This window comes from Moorena producens 3L (genome assembly GCF_000211815.1).
Taxonomy (GTDB): domain Bacteria; phylum Cyanobacteriota; class Cyanobacteriia; order Cyanobacteriales; family Coleofasciculaceae; genus Moorena; species Moorena producens.
Map to the genome: position 1 here is coordinate 13,642 of NZ_GL890908.1, position 17,086 is coordinate 30,727.

Consider the following 17,086-nt stretch of genomic DNA (forward strand, 5'->3'; position numbering starts at 1 on the left):
ATGAGGTGATTAACCTTCGTAGGCTTCATCAGCAATTTTCAAAGCATCATCAATGATGGCAAACCCTTCTTCAAGCTGCTCTTCATTAATACAAAGTGGGGGAGACATAAACACCCAATTCCAACGCATCAGACCGTGCAAACCAAGCTCTCGAAGACGGGCAGCCATTTTACCCATGACCACCATTTCGTGGGGTTTAGCATTCCAAGGAGCCAAAGGTTCCCTTGTTTCTCGGTTCTTGACGCACTCAATCAATCCATACAGTCCCAAACTACGGACATCCCCCACTGATGGATGTTTTGCCTTCATTTCCTGTAACTTTTCTGCCATGCGATCGCCCATAATCCGGCTGTTTTCCACCAGATTTTCTTCTTCATAAACCTTCATGGTCGCCAGGGCTGTAGCGCAACCAATGGGATTACCGCTGAATGTTAGCCCACAGACGAAGGGGTTGGTTTCAAAGTGGTCGGCGATATGCTGCCTTACTATCACTGCCCCCATCGGAACATAGCCACAGGTGAGTCCCTTAGCCATTGCCATAATATCGGGAACCACCCCATAATGCTCGATCGCAAACATTTTCCCAGTGCGACCAAAGCCTGCAATAACTTCGTCGCAAATGAGTAAAATGCCGTGCTGGTCAGCATATTCCCGTAGGGCTTGCCAGTAGCCATCGGGGGGAATAATACAACCATTGAAACCCGTAATCGTTTCCATCAGGATGGCTGCGACATTTTCTGGCCCCTCAAATTCAATGGTTTGAATTACGTGATCGATATAAACTTGGGGATTTCCTTCTGGTGCGTAGCCAAAAGGACAACGGTAAGCATAGGGGTCGTGAACTCTAACAATCCCGCTAATAGTTGGTTCGTGAGCCAAGCGTCTGGGGTCTCCTCCAGCGATTCCTGCACCGAGGGTAGCGCCATGATAACTGCGATATCGGGTGACAATTTTATGCCTACCCGTGTACAGTCGTGCTATTTTGATGGCATTTTCAATGGCTTCAGCCCCACTCAGGGTGAAGAAAGTCTTGGTGAGATCCCCTGGTGTAATTTCTGCTAACTTAGCTGCTGTTGCGGCACGAATTTCCGTAGCAGTACCGGGATGGGCAAACACAAGCTTATCGGCTTGGTCTTTTATGGCTGCGATCACCTTGGGGTGGCTGTGGCCAATATTCATGTTGACGTACTGACTGGAAAAATCCAGGTAACGTTTGCCATCTTTATCCCAGAAGTAAACGCCCTCAGCACGATCCATAACGATGGGATTTTGGATGTTTTTCTGAGGTACCCAGGAAAAAAAGACGTGGTCGCGATGGGTTTTAACAATTTCTTGAGGGTTCATTACTTGAATCTTTCTATTTTGCAACACTTATCATTACCTATTGAAAAACGCCTAATAATTTATTGGGCGTAACTCCAACAAGTGGGCTTTAGGTTTGAGTGCAGGGGAAGGTACACAAGGAATAAGTAACAAGTAATAAGTAATTAAGTGTGGATAAAATCAACTATTACCCATTACCTATTACCCATTACCTATTACCTATTACCTATTACCTATTACCTATTACCTATTACCTATTACCTATTACCCATTACCTATTACCCATTACCTATTACCTATTACCTATTACCTATTACCTGCCAACAGTGCTATAACTAGGCATTTGGACGGCGATAATGAAATAAGCCCCAGGTAAACAGACCTTTCTCAGCAGATTCAACCCATTGACATAAGCCATTCTTAGAAGATTCTAAAAATTCTGGGGTACATTTTTGGCTGAGTTCGTCGTAATGGGCAATTACCGAATCCCTCAATTTAGTGTAGTGAACCAGCAACTGATAGGATTTGTCGATCACGTTGATAGTCTCAAAACCCAGGCTTTCGGCTTTACTAGTATAGGAATGGAAAGAACCCAAACGCCCGTGATGGATATTAACCCGTTGGAGTGAATCCTTTAACACTCCATCTGGACAATCATCTGCTTGCAGAATATCCATAAACATTAACTGTCCCCCTGGTTTAAGCACCCGATAGGCTTCTTCTAGGACGCGATCTTGCCCGTCAGAGTGGAACAAGGCATCTTGAGACCAAACTAGGTCAAAGCTGGCATCGTCAAATGGAATGTCTTTAAAATTGCCGTACACAATGTCAATCAGATTGTCAAGACCCTGTTCACGATTGCGCCGCTCATTTTCCTGATTTTGCTCCTCGCTAATGTTGAGACAGGTGACATGACAGCCATATTTGCCAGCTAAATGCCGTGCGGCTGGCCCATATCCAGAACCCAGGTCAAGCACACGGAAATCGGGATTGAGGTTCTGTACTTGTGCCCCCATCCACTCAGTGGTTTTCGCCATCCCTTCAGCGATGGGGCGGTCTGGATCGTCCTCGTACATCCCTAAATTTAAGGTGTCGCTGCCAATGGCAATTTCATACAAATTACGAGCATTTTCACTGTTGTAATGTACTCTGGCGCGTTCTGTGGCTTGTTCAGAGTTTGCTGTTGTTGTGGTCATGATATGGATCTATAGCTGATGTTTTCAGAGTTTGATGTGCAGGAAATTCAGAGAAACTTTGGGTAAAGCCCCCTAAATCCCCCAATCCTGGGGGACTTTGAAAGATGGGGGTACTTGGGGGAGTTGAACTGTATTTCTGCCCCAGAATTGGGGTCGGGGGGCGAAATCACAGAAGTTGGTATTGGGATTCGAGGGCAAACCTGTCCCGATCTTGCTCGTAAATCGAATCGATGTGGGGATGAAGGCGACTTGACACTCCCCGCCCTGGAAGAGCGGGGATTCCCAGATCAACGAGCTGCCTTAAACCATCATGTCCTAATCTTTGACGCCGCCAAAAAGTAGGCAATACCTAAACCGGAAACCCGTCAAGACAAAGATTCTAGTTCAGTTCATGATAGACCCAGCGGGCAATTCTCGCGATCGCGTTTGGCTACTTACTAGGAGTGCCTTAAAAAGTCTGTTCCCTCCTTTTCACCTGGTTCCGGCGTGCCCCGCCGTACCGTTTTCATTCTCTAATTTCGCAAAGCTCAGGTTCACACACCAACGGTTAATTGATGGTTGGGTTTTTAAGGAGGACTTTCCCTTCCCTCCGGGCATTACTTCTTTTAGGTCTAGCAGTGGCGGGTCTCTCTCCCGGTTGCGCCAAGGCCAAAGGCCACGCTACGCGAACGGTTTTTCAGCCTGTACCCTATGTTCAAATCATACTCTAGCGCTATGAAAATGTCAACTTAAAAGCCGTCCTAGAAGGACGGGGTTTTAGACCCAAATTCTTTGATAACCGACTGACTTCATCTTGAACCTTTGCAATGGTATTAACTGTCGGTTCGCTGCTCAGCATTTTATCTATTAGTTCGGCAATGCAATGGATTTCCTCAAAACCAAATCCCCGGCTTGTGATTGCGGATGTTCCTACCCGGATACCGCTACAGACGGTAGGCTTCTGGGAATCGTAGGGAAGCAGGTTTTTGTTGACAGTAATCCTGACGCTAGCTAAGCGATCTTCGGCTTCTTTACCTGTGATACCTTTCTCAGTGAGATCGAGAAGCATCAGATGGTTATCAGTGCCGCCAGAAACCAGGCGAAATCCCCTTGACTTCAAATCTTCTGCTAATATCCTGGAATTTTCGAGGTTTTGACGTTGATAGGCAGCAAAGCTGTCAGACATGGCTTCTTTGAGCATCACAGCTTTTGCAGCGATCGCATGGACGTGAACAGCGCCTTGTACCCCAGGAAAGACTGCACTATCAATCTTGCGAGCAAATTCTGGTGCGGAATGTTCTCCCAGCAAGATCATGCCACTACGGGGTCCACGCATGGTTTTCTGAGTGCTGGTGGTGACGAAATGAGCATGGGGAACGGGAGAAGGATGTAATCCGGCTGCAACTAATCCTGAGATGTGGGCGATATCAGCCAATAAATAGGCTCCGACTTGATCAGCAATCTCCCGAAAGCGTTGGAAATCAATGATGCGGGGATAGGAACTCGCACCAGCAATAATTAGTTTGGGACGAATCTCTTGAGCTTGGGCGAGAATCTGATCGTAGTCCAGACGCTCTGTCTGTGGATCGACTTTATAAAAATGACAGTCATAGATTTTACCTGTCATGGTAAATTTCGCACCATGGCTCAGATGCCCCCCATGACCGAGATCCATCCCTAAGATGCGATCGCCCGGTTTAAGGACAGTCAGATAAACTGCATGATTAGCTTGAGACCCTGTGTAGGGTTCAAGATTGGCGTGAGCGGCTCCAAATAATTCCTTAGCACGGGAAATTGCTAAGTTTTCCAACTCGTCAATGTTCTCACAGCCGCTAAAGTAGCGACGACCTGGATATCCTTCAGCCACCTTATTGGTCAAAATCGAGCCAGTGGCTTCTAATACAGCGCGACTAACGAAGTTAGCTGACGCAATTAATTCAATATTGTCTTTTTGCCTTTGGTTTTCCCGCTCAATAATCGCAAAGACCTCTGGATCTACGGAATTTAAACCTAAACCATGGTTGTTCAGTTGCGTTTTGTCTTGGGAAACAGTCAATTTTTTTCTCCTTAAACTCTTCTTAATCTCGGATTTCCTCTGTTGACCAAAAATTTATCAATCCAATAACCTAGCAAGCGATACTTTTGCTTCAACTGACTATTGAAGCTTGCCGTTAATTTAGCGATCGCTGGTAATGGCTAGGAATTTTTTCGGTCAGATAGTTACAAATCAGGGAAACCGCTTTCTGGGACTTGGTTTGAACGCTTTTTGTTATTTCATTGTGGTGTTGTGAATTTAGATTGCCAGTGATTAGCTTAACACAAAAAAATCTGGTAATAGATCTTGTAGTAGTAGGTGGGAATTATCCTGTTGATGATCATAGAACATCATCAATCACTACGGTCAGCTGCTTCTACCCGATTGTCTCATGACATGAGCATGATCGAACAAGAGCATTACATTTCTTAGCAATATTAGCCACCTCTAAGAGCTCCGCTGGATGTTGCTTCTCCCGGATTTGCTGATGAAATGAGCATCATCTAAAAATAGTGTTAAATTTCTTAGATATCCCCCAGGAACCGCTATGGGGTGCGCGGAAGTTTGGCCAAAAGTGTGCAAGAGCCAATTTTTGGGTCAGATGGTAACCATTGTTTTGCCAACACCCCCTTTCTGGTTTGCGAGCACTACTATCATGCTTCAGCAATATCAATGGTTGACTTGTTAGCAAGCCCAAAATCAATATTACCAGCAATCTGACCGGTAAACTTCAAATAAAATCAAAAATTTATATTTATTTTATTTTGAGTTATTAATTTATTCTAGTGTTTTATAGTATAATGAGGTACACAAAATTTTTTCCATGTTCGCTGTTACATGTCCCCTATTCCCTAAAAACCGAAACTTTGTACCTCACCTAATTGAAAAATGCTATAACCCTCTTTTGTCACTCTCCGGCTTTTGTCACTCTCCGGGAAGCCAATCTACACAAGCCTTATCAGTCAATCAATACAAGCTATCCTATTAGAAAAACTTGGATACTGTATTTGTTGCTAGAAAAAAATCTGGCAATCGTTTGAACTACAAAAGTTATAGAATGCGCGAAAATACAAAAGTTTGCGGAGAGTGACAGAACAGAGATAATTAAGCATATCAAAAAATATAGCAGTTCTCAATTGGGTCAGAGATTTTCATCCTCAGTTAATGGCAATAGGGAGTAGGGAGTAGGGGTAACAAAATTGACGTTAGTTTTAATGGTGAAGCAGTTATCTCGCCCACCCTTACTCGATCTACTTCGGCTGTGGGGACTGTTGTTTTTTGTTGCTATTGCTCTTTCCGCCTACCAAGCTGGAATATTTCAACAAGACCTATTCAATCCCGGTGGATTTCCCTTACTCTGGCGATTTTTGCGGGCTAGTTGGCACCCAGAGATTAGTCCTGAGTTTTTGCGCCTGACCCTGAATGCCACTCTTACCACCCTCGCTTATGCCGCTTGCGGAACCTTTCTGAGTATCTTGCTGGGGATGGTAGGAGGAATTTTAACGTCACAAGTGTGGTGGTTGACCGTCTTTCCTCACTGGCCCATGCACCACAGTATTTGGCTAGCCATGCGGGGACTGCTGGCCTTTCCTAGAGCGATTCATGAGATGATATGGGGGATATTTTTCCTCAATATCTGGGGGTTAGATCCCCTAGTGGCCATAATTGCGATCGCTATTCCCTATGGTGCCATCGTTGCCAAGGTCTTTTCAGAAATTCTGGATGAAACCCCACGGGAACCGTTAATGGCCTTGCTCAATAGTGGCGTATCCCCCTTAACTGCACTTCTCTACAGTCTGATTCCCCAAGCCTTTTTCAATCTTCTTTCCTACAGTGTCTATCGCTTTGACTGTGCCATTCGCTCAGCAACAGTACTGGGGATTATTGGTGCTGGAGGATTAGGTGATCAGATGTTTCTGAGTTTACAGTCCCTGCGTTACGAGCAACTGTGGACATTTTTCTATGTTCTGGTCTGATTAAACGGCGCAGTCGATATCAGTAGTGCTATATTGCGCCGTCGGATTAATCTAAGGGTGCTTTTGATTTTAGTCTGCCTTTGCTTTTTGAGCTTTTGGTATGTCAGTCCCGGACTCAGCAAGCTTTGGTCTCCCCGTACTCAGGAACTTTTGGGAGATATTGCCCAAGGGTCATTTCCACCACAAATTAATGGATTGCAATTCCCACAGTTATTGACTCTCTCCATCCAAACCCTTGCCATGTCGATACTAGGGATTGCTGGTGCTGGTATTGCTGGGATGGTGCTGTCTTTTCCAGCAGCCCATAATTTTCTGCTTCCTGGTGGATTGCTCAATCCCAATCCTAAGGCATTAACTATTGCGTCGGTACAAGGTTGGACAATACTGGTGCTAACTCGGATAGTCCTACTCTTTTGCCGAGCCATTCCCGCACCGATTTGGGCAATAGTAGCCCTGTTTGTCCTGTTTCCTGGAATTTTACCTGGTGCGATCGCACTCGGATTAAACAACCTCGGTATTCTAGGCAGATTAATGACAGAAACCAATGAAAACCTGGAAAAGCCTCCTTTAGAAGCCTTGAAAGCCCAGGGAACTCCGGGAACGCTACTGTTTCTCTATGGAATACTGCCGATTAACTTGCCCCGTTTCCTAGCTTATATCCTCTATCGCTGGGAAGTCTGCATCCGGGAGACTGTCATGGTCGGATTAGTAGGAGCTGGAGGGTTAGGTCTGTTGCTGACCGAACAATTGAGTAGCTTTGACTATAGCAGTGTAGTGGTAACCAGTAACCCCAGATTTCTCACAAACTTGAGAAACCATGACTAGGACAAAGTATTTCGACACAACTATACCGATATCAAAATCCTTGATCTCCCAAATTCTTCCCCATACTTGAATTAACTTGAATTAACTTCACCGCATCACCCCATCACCCTATCACCCCATCACCCCATCTCTGAGTGAACCAACTCTCTAGCTATTTTTATTCGCACAAAAGAAACTATTTGTCGATGATTTACGTCACCTGACCTTATGACAATTGTCACAACCCCTATTACCACAGGATCACCTACGATCGAAGAAAAATTCAGGATACTGAAGATAGGGGTAACTACTTAATAACGTTACTACTAGATGACGTTGCTACTAGAGGAGTGTAAAATGTTAGAAAAACTTATCTTAGCTATAACCTTCACCTTAGTACTTTATTTATCTTCAGATTTCGGTTTAATCAGCACCGACTCAACATCTTCTGCTCCTCCGGCATCAGACCTGACAGAGGAAGTTGTGAGTCACTTACCATCAAACTGACATCTGACACTATTCCATTAATCCTTTTTGTCACCCTTTTAGGACTAAATCCGCTTTATTTTTTCAGTGATTTGTGTAATTTGTTGGTAATTTGTTCCCATAAGCTCTTCTGAGTTTTAGTCTGCAAAGACTCATCCTCTGGCATAGGTTCATTCAAATAGCGGTAATGTTTCCAGATATCCCAGTAAGGACAACCAGGCTGAATACGAATACCAGCCCAGTGTAGATATTGTAGGGGTTGATTCAAATTTGGATCAATAAGTCGTACTCCTTGGGTTTGAAATTGTTTACTACCTGCCCAATTTCCTGGAGCTCCCCCTGGTCTACGCACAATATTAAATCGGTGGTGCATCTGCTTCAATATCATATAGTTGATAATCGGCTGATCGGAGGTTTTCTGGGAAAAGTCAAAGTACTCGGGATGAGCCGCACACTCAGCAAAGGTTTCATATAAGGTTTCTTCACTAATCTTATTTTTCTTGGCTCCCCAAAACCCCCCATTAAAGATATCCTTCAGTTCCGCTTCACTAAAAATCTTATCTTCAATAACTTTAGGGGTGAAAACATTGGTGATTCCCCCGACATGCTGGTAATCACAGCAAATAAAATCATAGTCAGCCAGGTAGTTAAGATTATCAGCTATCTTCTCAAAAACAACTATATCGGTATCGATATAAATAAATTCATCAAAAGTTCCAAACCAGCAAGCCTGTTTCCGGAACTGATTCGGCCTAGCAAAAAATCCTTCCCCGAAAATTTCGTGTAGCTTAGTAGACAGGCGTTCGATAAACTCCAAATCTGGATAAATCTCTACTCCATAGGACTCTTGGAGAATTTGGACGACGTTTTGATAATTGTCATCATAGGGAATCAAAACAATTGGGGTATCGCTATCATAACAGCGGATACTATTTAGTAACGCAATAGACTGCTCAATCACCCGGTCATTAGCAGTGATGTAAATTCCACGATTCATAAAATCTGCCTCAACGAGTGAATCCTAACTTCTTGAATACTTGAGCGGTTAAACTAGGAGGCTGGTTGTAAGGTTTAGCTTTAGTGGTAAACTGAGGACGTTTCTCTGGTTGATGATAATATCGGTAATGTAAGAAAATATCCCGGTAGGGAAAGTCAATATTATCCCCAGCACACAGTTTATTGAAAACTTTTGACTTGATTCCAATGTAATGAAGATAAGTCAGCCGATTCCCATGATCATAAAGTAGATTATCCCGAACCTCAAAGTGAGGAGATGTTACCGAATTGCCTGTTCTTTGATCTTTAGGCAAACTCAGAGAAAAATTATGGATAGATAACCCAGACCTCATCCTCATGTAGTTGAGTACAGATTGGTTAGGCGCTCGCTTATAGAGAACTTCTGCTTCCCCATTAGCTAACTGAGAAACTAACCATTCTCGCTGCTTTTCAGGAAATAATCCCCGCTTAGCCCCATAAAATCCCGAACAGAAAATTTCTGAATTAATCTGGGATTCATGGAATAGTTCCAGTAACTTCGGTGAGGCTAAGTTAAAAATATGTGCTGGGTCTTTATACTGAAAGTCATAAACCACAAAATCACTCTCATCTAACTGCTTAAAGACGAAATCTAAGGAATTCATCAGCAGAGTGTCAGCATCCAGATAGATAAATTTTTCAAATGGACTCTGTGGATCAAAGGCACAGTAACGATGATTTTCACCAACCCGATAGAATTTCGTCTTCATGCCTTGTGCTTGCCATTCTTGTAAAGCGTCAGGGTGAGTTTTCCAAACACGGTAGGAAAACTCTTCCCAACGGGCAAATAGTTCTGGATTATCCAGCAAGGTGACATTATCTCGGGTGGCAATTTCTTGACGGACCTTGTCTAATTGATCATTGTAGGCAATTACACAAACTGGAGTCTCTTTCCCAGCATTAACCTCTATGCTATTGAGCAGTGCTACCAGTTGGTTGTAAACCACATCATTAGCCAATGTATAAATTCCTGTGCTCATCTAGACTTACCCCAGTTTTTCCACTACTTTAGACAAGAAGTTGAGTAAATTCAACTCATGTAAAATGATTTGACGTGCTTCTGCGATCGCATCTAGAGCGTCATGCCATGCATCCGGTGTAGCGGTCACCTCCTGAATGTAAGCTAAGCCCTTTTCATCCTCACTTGGCAGTCTCAAGAAGCTTCCTGGAGGCAATAATTTATCAGCAGCAGAACCACCATAGTATATGGGTAAACACCAGGCTAATAAAGCATCCCACAACTTTTCACTCACATACCAATCATTACCAGCATAGTTTTCAATCGCCAGGTTGTAGTAATAAGGAGCCATCGCATTCCACTTATTCCCTACTTTTCCATATCCGTTTACCCAGTCTGGCAAATCCCGTCCATACACGTCAAATTCTAGATCACTGTCCCTCAACAGCTTCAAAAACGCCAAACGCTGACGATGATTAGCCGTGCGAGCAATACCGGAGGTAATCCAACAACAGGAACGAGCTTTTTCAGGCGGTCCCATTTCATTCAATTCACGAAACGAATTGTTGTGGTATGAAATAGCAGGCATATAGTCAGGAATTGGCGCAAAATCATCAGGACCACATACATAGCCACAGTATTCCTGAGCTTGTTTATATTCATTAATTCGGATCTCTTCCCGTTCTGGAAAGGGAGGTTCTCGCACCAAAGAAATAATCCGTTCTTTCGGCACTCCCCGCAAGAGAGTCTTGAGATCTGCGACCTTAGGCTCAGCGGGCTTGTGAGCTAGCCCAAAAAAATTGCCAAATTTGGGTTTAACTGGTTTGATGTCAGAAAATTCGTTAAAGTTGTATAGCAGTAAAAAATCCGGTTGAGGTGCAGTAGCTATCATTTGAATATTTTTCCAAACCCCCAAAGGACGAGGGGTTTGTTTCCATAGCCAATCAACAGGACTGGGTTTCAGTGCCTTATAGCTACTGATCATACCGATAACTTTTTTGTCCATAGTTTTGGACATAGCTTAATTTCCTAACTCATCAATTTGAAGTTGATAATAATTTGATCAGCTTAGTTTCAGCTTAACGTAAGCATTTAGCTATCAGCTAAATGCCGTTGGCCACGCTACTTGAGGTGCTATCAGCTATCAGCTATCAGCCTATGCGCTACTTGAGGTGCTACTGTTCGCGCAGCGTGCCCGTAGCGCAATCGGTGCTTTTGAATCAAATAAGCTGACGGCTGACGGCTGACGGCTGACGGCTGACTGCTTACAGCTTAACTTACTTAACTTCATTGTCAAATTCTAATTGTAAACTTACTTGTTAACTTAATTTTCAACACTTTAGCCATTGGGACAGATCCCGACCAATCAAATCTTGAAGCTGGAGGATATCCTCGCGATAGAATTCAATCAATTGCTTCCGCACTGCTGATGATAACTTAGGTTTACCACGATTTAAATATCTAATCTTGTTAACTAGTTTATCCTTTAGGCTAGCAGGAAGCAATGGACTGAGAATTGATTTAACTGGGTGCGGTTGGTTCAAAAATGATTCCAACGCTTTGTTCTTGGGAAGGCGAGGAGCTTGCCTAACTTTTTCAGATATATCTGGGGTAAAGGTATCGTCTATCTCCAAAAAACCCAACATATCTTTCAGCATACCTAGAGGATTATTATTCAAATCTTCGTATAGGTAAACCTTAATCTGGCTTTTTTCAAAGGTATCATAATAACGCTTAATTTGGACATAGTAAAGTCCCTGGTGTTTATAGTGCCAGAAGGACCACCAGTTATTTTGAATGCGCTTCTCTTCTTGGTCAAGAGCCTCAGCAAAATCCGTTAGTGGTTCGCGCTCTTGCTTGAGTAAATGTAAATAGTTGGAATAGGCTCTTTCTGCTGGATCTCGAACAATTGCGATCAGTTTTGCCTTAGGAATGTAGTACTTTATGCGTTCAACAGATTTCGCAAGGTAGAGATAACTTGTAGATGCTTCACCAATAGCTACTTGATTAGTTACCTTTTTAAATAGTTGACGATAGGCGTCAATATCAGTGACAATAAAATCAGCTTCTTTTTCATCTCCCAACCCACGGAAATCTAAAGTTTCCCCTTCAAAAGCAAAAAACCTAGGTTCCTTGGAAGGACTCATGTAGATTTGCGGATGCTGCTTTAGATATCGATAAATTGAGGTAGTTCCAGCCTTAGCTGCACCTAGGATTAAAAAGTTCGGCATTGTCATGAGTCTATCTAGTTAACTGCTCCTTGATAAAGTGATCTTAGAAGGTGTTTAATCAAGTCCTTAGATTAGACATTAAATGATCAGGAGAGGGGGGCTGACCTTGTCATGTGGTCATGTCTTATTCTTTCCTATTCTTGACCTGATCTCCCCATCACCTCATCACCCGATCTCGAGGTCTCGAGATCGGCAAGTATTTGTAGTAAGCATAACCGAAATTGAGATCAGTAAGTGGGTTTTTTATACCCACTTATCAGGGGCTGGTGGGTACTCCTCTGTCAGCCGTCAGCTGTCAGCCGTCAGCTTAACATAAACCTATGCAGGCCTATGGCCACGCTACGGGAACGATAGAATTTAATTATTGAGAGATTGATGAGAATTGAAAGTCTGGTGAAAAGCCTTTGGCCATGCTAATTGAGGTGCTTTGTGGCACAAGCTTCTAGTTTTTGCTATAGGCCACAAGCGCTGTGACTTAACTCAGCATTATTCGAATGCTTACCTCTTTGATTCAAAAGCACCTCAAGTAGCACCATCCGTAGCGCATTAGCTGATAGCTGATAGCTGATAGCTGATAGCTGATAGCTGATAGCTGATAGCTGATAGCTGATAGCTGATAGCTGATAGCTGATAGCTGATAGCTGATAGCTGATAGCTGATAGCTGATAGCTGATAGCTTACTTTAACCCTAAGGGTAACCGTATTAATCAGATATTATAGGATGTATAGATTCTGCTACATTGCTCATAATTTTGGCAATTCTATTTTCCCAAGAGAACTGACGCCCCCACTCAATTTGAGCGGCATAACCATTCACGTTTCTGGGATAGGTTTCTAATACCTGCTGGAGGCAACGAGTCAATTGAACTGGGTTATCTGGTTCACACCAGCCAGCAATAGCACTCGAAGATTTAAATTCCATCAACGGGGGAATTTCCGTCGCCACAATCGGAGTTCCTGAAGCCATATACTCAAAGAGCTTCAGAGGAGAGGTAAAGGTAGCCGCCTCACCAGAACAGTGAGGATGAGCCAACACATCAGCAGCTTGGAGTAAGCTGGGAAGCTGCTGGTGGGGAATATAACCTAAGAAGGTAACATTGTTAACTTGTTTTTCCCTAGCTAGCTGCTGATAAGACTGTACTTGAGATTGATTGCCACCAGCAAAGACAAATTGAATCTGTGGTAATTCTTTAGCAACATCAACTAATAAGTCTACCCCTTTGAAGCGATAGAGTCCTCCTGAATAGACCACTAACCTTTGACGGTTATCCACCAAAAGTTTTTTGCGCCATTCAGAGGCTTGTTCTGGTTGTCTTACTAAAAAAGACTGATTGAAGCCACTATGGAGTTTGATAATCTTTTCTGGGGGCATACCCCTACGAATCATATCGTCCCGAATATTATCAGCTACGGTGACTGCGACTTGAAAAAGTGGGTTTTGGACAATCGATTGATCATAGTCACTTTTTTTATAATGTTCCCGCTCATAAATGACTGGTATACCATATTTGATGGCTGTTTTCACTAAATTCCAATCCAAGGTGTGTAAGATTTGAGTATGGGTAAAAATATGAATTGGAAAATAGTAACGACAAACGATTGTGCTGGGGCTAGTCAGTTTCCCTTTCATGTGACCAATGGGCCAAGGCATAGCTAGGGGAGCCACCTTGAGCTGATCCTGAATACTGTAAAACTTGGTTAGATTTTCCGGTGGCTGTTGGAGCCGAAACGGATACAGCCAGTCTAAGGGATTCAGGGATTTCTCTGGGGGGTGAAGATAGACTAAAACAGTAGAATAACCAAGGTTAGCAGCAGCATTGGCGGAATTGACATCATGAACTAAGTGGGCAGCATTGGGTTGAGGTAAAGTATTTCTGGTAAAAAAGATATAGTGTTTATTCATTATTAGTTTAGAAGTGTTAATTGATCAGATATTCTGTTTGCCATTAATACTTAAGTAGTCTATTTCCTAAGCTCTCTACCACCATACTGCCCAAATTTTACCAAGCTATCCCCTTATAACACTCTTGCTTTTCATAAAACCATCCCGTCGGGACATCTCTAATTTCCAGCAATAGGGCTATTGCTAATGTCTGCTATTGAAGATGGGGCAACGGATTGGTTAACCCATTTAACAGATGGATCGATAATCGTCAACTACCAATGACCAATTACCCGATCCAATTACCCGTACTCGGATATGATCAGTAATCAACCGAGTACGGTATCATATCTCACATCTTTGGTCATCAAACTCGTTTTATCTACGGTAGATATTCTCAATCATTTGTATAAAAAATCACATAAAATCCTGAGGGATCAATTAGGGATCAATTAGGAGAGAAGCTTATTTTTAATAAAAATCACCTAGTCTTGGAGTGCCAATTTGGCCGAAATATTAAAACATGTAAACACTATTAATAAGTATTGTTAAATTAATTACCAAAAAAATAAGACTTAACTACAATAGTTAAGGAAAGATTAACGATTACTGCCTCCAGATTAATCAGTTGAGTGGTCAAACCTAACTAGTACAAGACGGCACAAATAAAGCTACCATTCAAAACAAACTAAAAGCTGACATCATCAGCTTTGTTAATTTTAAGGTGCGCGCCTCCTAGGGCGAGTAAATCGCCCTTGGGTCGCACCTGAAGAATTCATTTTGAATTTCGCAAAGCGGTACTAGTAGATGGTTGAACCAGGGTCGGTGCTTGTTAGAGGCAGTCATTTTTTAATAACTGACTGAATCAAACAAGGTTTAACATGCAGATAACACAGAAAGTTTACTGTCCTAATTGTGGCAGTAGTGCTCAAAGGATTTATTATCAAAACACTCACCTAACCCAGACTCAATGCCCCGTCTGTGATTATTTAATGATTAGCTGCTCTCGCACTGGCAGGGTGGTTGAGGCTTATGCCCCTGGCATCTATGCTCCTAGTGCTTAAGTAATGAGGGGGTGAGGGGGCGAACTCATAAGGGTAGGTTTTTAACAGAAGGGTTAGTAAAACGTCCCTTCTTGATGCAGCGCGGTCATGGGGGTTTCCCCCATGACCGCGCTGCATCGCTTATATTTTGTTCGCCTCCATCCTATCTAACCAACGTTTAAAACATGACCTTAAAACATGACCTTAAAACATTACTTCTAACTACTTCTAGATGCTCTAAGTTGTCCACAAGCGGCGTCTTTGTCAAGACCACGGGAATGGCGTACACTGACAGCAATGTGTTGCTGCTTAAGAGCTTCAACAAAGCCTTGAATCCTGCGGTAATTAGGACGCTGGTAATCTACTTCACTAATGGGGTTGTAGGGAATCAAATTGACATGACTCTGAAACCCCCTCAGGTTCTTAGCCAACTCAACAGCATGTTCTCGACAGTCATTCAGTCCACCCAAAAGGATGTATTCAAACGTCACTCGGCGACTGGTTAAGTTTACATAGTCTCGACATTCATCTAATAGTGCTTTGAGAGGATAGTGCTTGGCACTAGGAATCAGTTGCTCCCGTAGCTGCTGATTTGAGGCGTGTAGACTGACGGCAAGGGTAACTTGTAGTTGATGCTGAGCGAGTTGGCGGATACGACCGGGAATACCAACTGTTGAAATAGTAAGCGATCGCGCTCCAATCCCCAGGTCCTGATTAAGAGACTTCACTGCACCGACCACAGCTTCGGTATTCAGCAAGGGTTCTCCCATACCCATAAACACGACATTGCTGACTCGTTCCTGAAAATCTTCCCTCACTGTTAAAACCTGATCGACAATTTCATGGCGAGCCAGATTGCGAGTGAATCCGCCTTTACCAGTAGCACAGAAGTCACAAGCCATGGGACAACCGACCTGAGAAGACACACAAACGGTCAGACGCTTTGGTGTGGGAATACCGACAGTTTCAATAATTTGACCATCTGATAACTGGAGCAGGTATTTTACCGTACCATCCTTTGCTTCTAAGCGGTAGTGTAACCTTGAGCGACCAATGGGGACATCGGCTACGGTGTTACGCCACTGTTTAGGAAAGACGGAAATTTCAGAAAGCGATCGCACTCCTTTTTCATAAATCCATCCATGTAACTGACGCCCTCGATAAGCCGGTTGTCCCTGTTCTTGTATCCAGCTGGTTAACTCTACTAAAGAAGCTCCTAACAATGGCGGAATTGAGTTTACCAGTGGTGAGACCGACCCACTGATATTAGTCATGGTTTGGGAGTTTGAACCATTGCTACTGAGGTCTGGTTGAGGGATAGAAACATCTGGGCACATAAGGGCTTTAGGGGAAATAGGATATAAGGATATAATCAGAGCAAATAATTCTAACAGGAATTCTCGTTACGTTAGACTCCCACGGGCAAATAATAATAACAAAACTAATCAAATAAAAAAAGTCATCAAAATTTTTGGTCTTACTGACCCTTCAGCACTCACAACTGACGTACTTACCCTCATTTTGACATAATTAAATGTTTGTTTGAGCTTCTCAACTTATTAATTATTATTAAGTTTGTAGAATTATTATGACTAATAAGCGAGTTGGCGATCGCTACTTATTTAGACAGCGATCCTCCTGTTAAATTCTCAGTACATAATTTTGGTCATTTGTCCAAAAAAATTAGATGGGTTGGCCCTGGAAAAACCCCCTGATGATAGGCTAAGTGAGACCCGGTACAAAGTGCAACTAAGTTTTCAGGTGGAATCCGATGGTAGTGATGCACTAGTAAAATTTTAACAAGATTCGCGGAATTCCCCAACCTGGCCTTTGGCCACGCTACGCGAACGTTCAGGTTGGGGATGGATAGCGAGACGACAACTTGTGATGATTCGTGTTATAATAAAGTTGGTCGCTGACCCGCCTGACCGACTAAAAGGCTACCTTGCAAACAGTCTAATATCCTATCAGTTTTAGGCCAAAAGGTATAAAAGTACTAGCGGAGCTCAGGGAAGAGACTTGCCCCAGCTGGTTAGTCATAGTGCTGTAATTCCAAGGTAAGTCTGTCGTGAAAGTTATACGTCTGCGGAAGGCGGATGTCTGCCTGTGGACGCTGAGTAAGACCATTCCCAGAGGCG

Annotated in this window: 16 protein-coding genes; 6 read left to right on the forward strand and 10 right to left on the reverse strand. The window is 43.2% G+C overall.

The window, feature by feature from the left end:
• Window positions 1-9: 9 nt before the first annotated feature.
• Window positions 10-1,371 carry an aminotransferase class III-fold pyridoxal phosphate-dependent enzyme gene (locus tag LYNGBM3L_RS14130; protein ID WP_202799204.1) on the reverse strand — a complete coding sequence of 454 codons (1,362 nt, stop codon included), beginning with the start codon at window positions 1,369-1,371 and terminating at the stop codon, window positions 10-12.
• Window positions 1,372-1,493: 122 nt separating this feature from the next.
• Between LYNGBM3L_RS14130 and LYNGBM3L_RS43510 the strand changes: the two genes are divergently transcribed.
• Complete coding sequence (locus tag LYNGBM3L_RS43510; RefSeq protein ID WP_044493191.1) at window positions 1,494-1,658, forward strand: hypothetical protein; 165 nt, start codon at window positions 1,494-1,496, stop codon at window positions 1,656-1,658.
• On the opposite strand, the gene LYNGBM3L_RS14140 is transcribed toward LYNGBM3L_RS43510, so the two are convergent.
• Window positions 1,659-2,519: an SAM-dependent methyltransferase gene (locus LYNGBM3L_RS14140; protein WP_008184334.1), complete on the reverse strand. Its 861-nt coding sequence runs from the start codon at window positions 2,517-2,519 to the stop codon at window positions 1,659-1,661.
• Window positions 2,520-2,642: 123 nt separating this feature from the next.
• Between LYNGBM3L_RS14140 and LYNGBM3L_RS14145 the strand changes: the two genes are divergently transcribed.
• Window positions 2,643-2,861 carry a hypothetical protein gene (locus LYNGBM3L_RS14145; RefSeq protein ID WP_131827037.1) on the forward strand — a complete coding sequence of 73 codons (219 nt, stop codon included), beginning with the start codon at window positions 2,643-2,645 and terminating at the stop codon, window positions 2,859-2,861.
• A 370-nt stretch (window positions 2,862-3,231) separates the two neighbouring features.
• Here LYNGBM3L_RS14145 and glyA read toward each other — a convergent pair whose 3' ends face one another.
• Window positions 3,232-4,554 carry a serine hydroxymethyltransferase gene (gene glyA / locus LYNGBM3L_RS14150; RefSeq protein ID WP_008184337.1) on the reverse strand — a complete coding sequence of 441 codons (1,323 nt, stop codon included), beginning with the start codon at window positions 4,552-4,554 and terminating at the stop codon, window positions 3,232-3,234.
• Between the two features lie 1,178 nt (window positions 4,555-5,732).
• On the opposite strand from glyA, the gene LYNGBM3L_RS47380 reads away from it, so the two are divergent.
• The 3 genes from LYNGBM3L_RS47380 to LYNGBM3L_RS50845 all read left to right on the forward strand — a co-directional run bounded on the left by LYNGBM3L_RS47380 (window position 5,733) and on the right by LYNGBM3L_RS50845 (window position 7,820).
• Window positions 5,733-6,509: a PhnE/PtxC family ABC transporter permease gene (locus LYNGBM3L_RS47380; RefSeq protein ID WP_229414487.1), complete on the forward strand. Its 777-nt coding sequence runs from the start codon at window positions 5,733-5,735 to the stop codon at window positions 6,507-6,509.
• An 87-nt stretch (window positions 6,510-6,596) separates the two neighbouring features.
• The gene (locus LYNGBM3L_RS47385) at window positions 6,597-7,334 is read left to right on the forward strand and encodes a PhnE/PtxC family ABC transporter permease (RefSeq protein WP_008184339.1); all 738 of its coding nucleotides are present in this window, start codon (window positions 6,597-6,599) and stop codon (window positions 7,332-7,334) included.
• Between the two features lie 336 nt (window positions 7,335-7,670).
• Window positions 7,671-7,820, forward strand: coding sequence for a QAALIT motif small membrane protein (locus LYNGBM3L_RS50845; RefSeq protein ID WP_287256278.1), 150 nt, complete (start codon window positions 7,671-7,673; stop codon window positions 7,818-7,820).
• 55 nt (window positions 7,821-7,875) lie between these two features.
• On the opposite strand, the gene LYNGBM3L_RS14160 is transcribed toward LYNGBM3L_RS50845, so the two are convergent.
• From LYNGBM3L_RS14160 to LYNGBM3L_RS14180, 6 genes are all read right to left on the reverse strand, one after another.
• Entirely contained in the window at window positions 7,876-8,796 is a 921-nt protein-coding gene (locus tag LYNGBM3L_RS14160; protein WP_008184340.1) for an Npun_R2821/Npun_R2822 family protein, read from the reverse strand.
• Window positions 8,797-8,806: 10 nt separating this feature from the next.
• Window positions 8,807-9,814 carry an Npun_R2821/Npun_R2822 family protein gene (locus LYNGBM3L_RS14165; protein WP_008184341.1) on the reverse strand — a complete coding sequence of 336 codons (1,008 nt, stop codon included), beginning with the start codon at window positions 9,812-9,814 and terminating at the stop codon, window positions 8,807-8,809.
• A gap of 6 nt (window positions 9,815-9,820) precedes the next feature.
• Window positions 9,821-10,810, reverse strand: a complete 990-nt coding sequence (locus LYNGBM3L_RS14170) for a glycosyltransferase family 10 domain-containing protein (protein ID WP_008184342.1) — start codon at window positions 10,808-10,810, stop codon at window positions 9,821-9,823.
• A gap of 138 nt (window positions 10,811-10,948) precedes the next feature.
• The gene (locus LYNGBM3L_RS48640; RefSeq protein ID WP_267872030.1) at window positions 10,949-11,083 is read right to left on the reverse strand and encodes a hypothetical protein; all 135 of its coding nucleotides are present in this window, start codon (window positions 11,081-11,083) and stop codon (window positions 10,949-10,951) included.
• A 40-nt stretch (window positions 11,084-11,123) separates the two neighbouring features.
• A complete protein-coding gene (locus tag LYNGBM3L_RS14175) occupies window positions 11,124-12,029 on the reverse strand; it encodes a sulfotransferase family protein (protein ID WP_008184350.1) in 906 nt (301 codons plus the stop codon).
• 697 nt (window positions 12,030-12,726) lie between these two features.
• Complete coding sequence (locus LYNGBM3L_RS14180; RefSeq protein ID WP_008184352.1) at window positions 12,727-13,926, reverse strand: glycosyltransferase; 1,200 nt, start codon at window positions 13,924-13,926, stop codon at window positions 12,727-12,729.
• An 860-nt stretch (window positions 13,927-14,786) separates the two neighbouring features.
• Between LYNGBM3L_RS14180 and LYNGBM3L_RS36485 the strand changes: the two genes are divergently transcribed.
• Window positions 14,787-14,969, forward strand: a complete 183-nt coding sequence (locus LYNGBM3L_RS36485; protein WP_071986879.1) for a replication restart DNA helicase PriA — start codon at window positions 14,787-14,789, stop codon at window positions 14,967-14,969.
• A gap of 197 nt (window positions 14,970-15,166) precedes the next feature.
• Here the strand turns inward: LYNGBM3L_RS36485 and rlmN are convergent, their stop codons facing one another.
• The gene (gene rlmN / locus LYNGBM3L_RS14185; protein ID WP_008184354.1) at window positions 15,167-16,222 is read right to left on the reverse strand and encodes a dual-specificity RNA methyltransferase RlmN; all 1,056 of its coding nucleotides are present in this window, start codon (window positions 16,220-16,222) and stop codon (window positions 15,167-15,169) included.
• Window positions 16,223-17,086: the final 864 nt, after the last annotated feature.